This is a genomic window from Thauera sp. SWB20, assembly GCF_000831325.1.
Taxonomy (GTDB): Bacteria; Pseudomonadota; Gammaproteobacteria; order Burkholderiales; family Rhodocyclaceae; genus Thauera; species Thauera aminoaromatica.
The window spans coordinates 994,122-1,000,345 of record NZ_JTDM01000021.1; the positions used below are offsets into that span (position 1 = coordinate 994,122).

The following is a 6,224-nucleotide window of genomic DNA, read 5'->3' on the forward strand; positions in this document are numbered from 1 at the left end:
CTACGCGTGACACCTGCAATCGGCTAACCAAGCGCCGTCACCTCGTCCCGAAGGTCAAACACGCAGTTGGGCCAGCGCTCTGCCCGGAGCGTGCATACAAACACCTGCAGGCGAGCGACGATCGGCTCGGCTGCAGGATCGTCCTGCATGACCTTCAGCGTCGCGCCCGGTGCCACGCGTTTCGCCAAGGCCTTGAGCTGACCCAGCGTACCGGTGTCCGACAGCAGCGCTTCGTGCAGATCGCGCTGCGCCATCGCCTGGATGAAGCTCGCGACCACCAAGGCCTCGCCCTCCCCTTCAGCGAGCACGAACTTGAGCCAGTCGAGCACCGCCGGACCGACACCGATTCGGCTCAGCTCAGCATAACTTTGCGGCCATTCGGCCTGCGGGTGACTGTGCAGCCACTGTGTCAGGCCCAGCGGGGTAAGACCTGTGTAATGCGGTTCGGCACGCCAGTAACGCGGATCGTCCCGGGGTGGCTGCCTAGCGTCCTGGTTCGAGCCTCGGCGCAGGAACGCCGGGATGTCATAGTTCCCTGCTTTCTTGAGCGTATCGCGGCGATCCGACCGTCGTCCCGAGCGCAGCACCACGGGCGCATCGAAGGCATCTTCGAAGTCGAAATACGCACCGCTTACCGCAGCCGGTGAGCCATAGTGCTCCGGCGCCTCATTCACGGTGAGCGGCGCCATGCAGGGGTCGACGCAGAAATCGAGGCTGCCGAGCCCGCCAAAGCCGGCAGGCAGCATCGAGGGCACCTTTACGAGATCGGGCATGTCCGCCGGCTTGTCGGCTTCGGCACGCGTCTCGACGAGCAGGAAATGCGTCAGCGGGCTGACCAGCTGATAGGCGACGGCCAGTTCCAGCGCCTGACGCGAGTGGGCGACCTCGGCGGCGAGTAGGGTTTCGATCTGCGCGGCCACGGCCATACGGCTGAGCGCCGAATCATGCTCGGCAGCAGTCAGGCTGGCCTCGCCCAGCGACTCGGGCGCCTCGGCATGCGCGCGCGTGCCGACCAAACGCACCGTCCCATCCGGCACCTGCGCAAAGCGTGCCCATACGGTCACCGCGTCGCCGTCGAACACCGAGCCCGGTAGCGCGCTCATCCAAACGGGCTTCGCACCTGCGGGCCACACCAAGTCCAGGGACGCCATGCGCTGCGAGCGCAGGCGCGCAAACATGCGCAGGACGGCCGGTTCCACGGCCTCTCCCGGTGCGACGAAGTCACAGGCCCCGCCGGTCTCGTCGGCCAGGCGGCGCAGCACACCCTCGGCAGGGGCGCTGCCAATACCGACGACGAAGACCCGGTGACCCAGCGCGCGCGCTTTCGCTACCGTGCGCTCGATCGCGTGGATCTGTCCGTCCGTGATCAGCAGCAAATCGACCGGCGCGGCACCTTCCCCAGCGCCGGGGCTTACCGATGCGTCTCCGGCCAGGGCCAGGGTGGAGTCCAGCGCCTTCTCCATCTCGGTCCCACCCAGATCCGCCTGCAACTGCGCCGCCCAGCGCTGCCCCGCCAGCCGGGTCGCGGGGCTCGTGCGCCACAGCGCGCGCGAGCGATGCTCGACGGTGCTGCCGAAGCGTGACAGCGAGAACCGCTCACCCTCGCGCAGGCCGGCGACGATGGCCTGCAGCGCACGTCGCGCGGCGGCGATGCTGTCGCCCTGCATCGAGCCCGAGCAGTCCACCAGGATCTTTACCGCGAGCGGATGAGCCGACGCCGGCACACGCGGGCAGAAGCTCGCCAGCACGCTGACCGCGCCCGGCTGCACCGTGTCCTGCGCGCACAGGGCGAGCGAATCCTGCACGACCTCATCGAGCACGAGGATGAAGTCGCGATCGAGGCGGCCACCGCGCGCAAGCGACACGACCATCGCCGTCGTCTCGCCCTCGCCTTCGAGCCGCATCGACAGCGGATGGCTCGGCGAGCCGATCCGGGCGCGTGCGAGGGCGCCTTCGACGCGCAGGCTAAGCTCGAACGGATACGACACCATCAGGTCATGCTCGACCACCTGGTGCGGCTTTAAGCCGGCATCGGCCACCGGATCGCCATAACGCGGGGCGATCACGGTGGGCACCACCAGGCGCAGGCCATGCTGCTCGAACTGGACCACCTGGGCGTAGCGTAGCCGCACCACACAGGTCTCCCCAGGTGCGAGGTTGCCCAGGTTCAGGGTGTAGCTGTCATCGAAATTCTGCTCGAGCAGGATGGCGGTGTTGCCTTCGGCAATTGCGTCCTCATAGCCCTGCTCAGCCTGCTTCTTCTCGACCACCGCACCGGACAGGCGGCGATCGCCAATCTGGACCTCGACCCCGAGCAGCACGGCCGCCCAGGGCAGCGGGAAGGTGTAGACGAGCTCGACATGGGCGATCGAAGGGGTTCGCAAAGCGCTGCTCGAGGTTCGCCTCGAACAGCGTGCCGCGCAAGCTGCCTTCAAAGCGCACGCCCTTGAGCGTCAGTGCCTCACCCGCGCGCGACTCGAGTCGTGCCGATTGCTGCTGCATCATGGTTCTCTCGCCTGTCGTTCGTTCTTGTTCGTGTTCGCCGGATCCGTCGGCGAAGCACCGTCTTCTTCGCCCTGCGCCGCCTTGAAGGCGGCCATCACGCCCTGGATGAACTGCCGTACCGCCTCGGGACTCAGCCCCGCCCGCTTGCGGATCGATCACGCACCTCGACGCCCTCGGCCACCGCCAGATGAGCTGCACACGGCGACACGCTGTCCTCGAGCGCGATCGCGAGTGCTGCACCGTGGCCCGCCGCGCGTGTCGCCAGCTCGCGATACGCGCCGATAAGGACAGCCGCTGCTCGGATGGTCGCAGCATCTGGCGGTGGCCGCAGGGCGTCGGAGGTGGTGGATCGATCCGCAGCGGGCGGGGCTGAGTCCCGAGGCGGTACGGCAGTTCATCCAGGGCGTGATGGCCGCCTTCAAGGCGGCGCAGGGCGAAGAAGACGGTGCTTCGCCGACGGATCCGGCGAACACGAACAAGAACGAACGACAGGCGAGAGAACCATGATGCAGCAGCAATCGGCACGACTCGAGTCGCGCGCGGGTGAGGCACTGACGCTCAAGGGCGTGCGCTTTGAAGGCAGCTTGCGCGGCACGCTGTTCGAGGCGAACCTCGAGCAGCGCTTTGCGAACCCCTTCGATCGCCATGTCGAGCTCGTCTACACCTTCCCGCTGCCCTGGGCGGCCGTGCTGCTCGGGGTCGAGGTCCAGATTGGCGATCGCCGCCTGTCCGGTGCGGTGGTCGAGAAGAAGCAGGCTGAGCAGGGCTATGAGGACGCAATTGCCGAAGGCAACACCGCCATCCTGCTCGAGCAGAATTTCGATGACAGCTACACCCTGAACCTGGGCAACCTCGCACCTGGGGAGACCTGTGTGGTGCGGCTACGCTACGCCCAGGTGGTCCAGTTCGAGCAGCATGGCCTGCGCCTGGTGGTGCCCACCGTGATCGCCCCGCGTTATGGCGATCCGGTGGCCGATGCCGGCTTAAAGCCGCACCAGGTGGTCGAGCATGACCTGATGGTGTCGTATCCGTTCGAGCTTAGCCTGCGCGTCGAAGGCGCCCTCGCACGCGCCCGGATCGGCTCGCCGAGCCATCCGCTGTCGATGCGGCTCGAAGGCGAGGGCGAGACGACGGCGATGGTCGTGTCGCTTGCGCGCGGTGGCCGCCTCGATCGCGACTTCATCCTCGTGCTCGATGAGGTCGTGCAGGATTCGCTCGCCCTGTGCGCGCAGGACACGGTGCAGCCGGGCGCGGTCAGCGTGCTGGCGAGCTTCTGCCCGCGTGTGCCGGCGTCGGCTCATCCGCTCGCGGTAAAGATCCTGGTGGACTGCTCGGGCTCGATGCAGGGCGACAGCATCGCCGCCGCGCGACGTGCGCTGCAGGCCATCGTCGCCGGCCTGCGCGAGGGTGAGCGGTTCTCGCTGTCACGCTTCGGCAGCACCGTCGAGCATCGCTCGCGCGCGCTGTGGCGCACGAGCCCCGCGACCCGGCTGGCGGGGCAGCGCTGGGCGGCGCAGTTGCAGGCGGATCTGGGTGGGACCGAGATGGAGAAGGCGCTGGACTCCACCCTGGCCCTGGCCGGAGACGCATCGGTAAGCCCCGGCGCTGGGGAAGGTGCCGCGCCGGTCGATTTGCTGCTGATCACGGACGGACAGATCCACGCGATCGAGCGCACGGTAGCGAAAGCGCGCGCGCTGGGTCACCGGGTCTTCGTCGTCGGTATTGGCAGCGCCCCTGCCGAGGGTGTGCTGCGCCGCCTGGCCGACGAGACCGGCGGGGCCTGTGACTTCGTCGCACCGGGAGAGGCCGTGGAACCGGCCGTCCTGCGCATGTTTGCGCGCCTGCGCTCGCAGCGCATGGCGTCCCTGGACTTGGTGTGGCCCGCAGGTGCGAAGCCCGTTTGGATGAGCGCGCTACCGGGCTCGGTGTTCGACGGCGACGCGGTGACCGTATGGGCACGCTTTGCGCAGGTGCCGGATGGGACGGTGCGTTTGGTCGGCACGCGCGCGCATGCCGAGGCGCCCGAGTCGCTGGGCGAGGCCAGCCTGACTGCTGCCGAGCATGATTCGGCGCTCAGCCGTATGGCCGTGGCCGCGCAGATCGAAACCCTACTCGCCGCCGAGGTCGCCCACTCGCGTCAGGCGCTGGAACTGGCCGTCGCCTATCAGCTGGTCAGCCCGCTGACGCATTTCCTGCTCGTCGAGACGCGTGCCGAAGCCGACAAGCCGGCGGACATGCCCGATCTCGTAAAGGTGCCCTCGATGCTGCCTGCCGGCTTTGGCGGGCTCGGCAGCCTCGATTTCTGCGTCGACCCCTGCATGGCGCCGCTCACCGTGAATGAGGCGCCGGAGCACTATGGCTCACCGGCTGCGGTAAGCGGTGCGTATTTCGACTTCGAAGATGCCTTCGATGCGCCCGTGGTGCTGCGCTCGGGACGACGGTCGGATCGCCGCGATACGCTCAAGAAAGCAGGGAACTATGACATCCCGGCGTTCCTGCGCCGAGGCTCGAACCAGGACGCTAGGCAGCCACCCCGGGACGATCCGCGTTACTGGCGTGCCGAACCGCATTACACAGGTCTTACCCCGCTGGGCCTGACACAGTGGCTGCACAGTCACCCGCAGGCCGAATGGCCGCAAAGTTATGCTGAGCTGAGCCGAATCGGTGTCGGTCCGGCGGTGCTCGACTGGCTCAAGTTCGTGCTCGCTGAAGGGGAGGGCGAGGCCTTGGTGGTCGCGAGCTTCATCCAGGCGATGGCGCAGCGCGATCTGCACGAAGCGCTGCTGTCGGACACCGGTACGCTGGGTCAGCTCAAGGCCTTGGCGAAACGCGTGGCACCGGGCGCGACGCTGAAGGTCATGCAGGACGATCCTGCAGCCGAGCCGATCGTCGCTCGCCTGCAGGTGTTTGTATGCACGCTCCGGGCAGAGCGCTGGCCCAACTGCGTGTTTGACCTTCGGGACGAGGTGACGGCGCTTGGTTAGCCGATTGCAGGTGTCACGCGTAGAAAAGGAATTGCGAGGAACGCCCCCATGCCTGTGAAGACCGTCCTCGACGGCAGCGCCGTACCGGTCAGGATCTGGACCGACGACATCGACGAAGGCTCGAAGGCGCAACTCGCCAACATCGCGAGCCTGCCGTTCATCCACCACCATGTCGCCGCGATGCCCGACGTGCATCTGGGCATCGGCGCGACCATCGGCTCGGTCATCGCAACCCACCAGGCCATCATCCCGGCGGCGGTGGGTGTCGATATCGGCTGTGGCATGGTCGCCGCGCGGCTGTCGCTCACCGCCAACGACATCGACGAGAGGCGGCTGAAAAAGGTGTTCGATCAGATCAGCCGCGATGTGCCGGTCGGCCGCGACCAGCATGCGGACGGCCGGGTACTGGTCGACGCAGTGCGCCCCTTCGAGCCAGGCCTCAAGGCCCTGACCGAGCGCCACCCGCAACTACTCAAGGCCTTCGGCAAGTTCTCCAAGTGGGCGAACCAGATGGGCACGCTCGGGGGCGGCAACCACTTCATCGAGGTCTGCCTGGACGAGCACGAGCGCGTCTGGGTGATGCTGCACTCGGGCAGCCGGGGCATCGGCAACGCGATCGCGACGTACTTCATCGAGCTTGCGAGAAAGGACATGGCGCGCCACATGATCCACCTGCCCGACCGTGACCTGGCCTACTTCGCCGAGGGCAGCGCACACTTCGCCGATTACGTCGAG

3 protein-coding genes are annotated in these 6,224 nt (G+C 67.4%); 2 read left to right on the top strand and 1 reads right to left on the bottom strand.

Annotated features, from left to right (window positions below; translation table 11 throughout):
• Nucleotides 1-23 precede the first annotated feature (23 nt).
• Entirely contained in the window at nt 24-2,435 is a 2,412-nt protein-coding gene (locus PO78_RS21795) for a VIT and VWA domain-containing protein (RefSeq protein WP_331454301.1), read from the bottom strand.
• Between the two features lie 573 nt (nt 2,436-3,008).
• Between PO78_RS21795 and PO78_RS21800 the strand changes: the two genes are divergently transcribed.
• On the top strand, nt 3,009-5,489 hold the full coding sequence (locus tag PO78_RS21800) for a VIT and vWA domain-containing protein (RefSeq protein ID WP_043743601.1): 2,481 nt from the start codon (nt 3,009-3,011) through the stop codon (nt 5,487-5,489).
• 48 nt (nt 5,490-5,537) lie between these two features.
• A partial coding sequence (locus PO78_RS21805; RefSeq protein ID WP_043746825.1) for an RtcB family protein occupies nt 5,538-6,224 on the top strand: 687 nt, incomplete at its 3' end.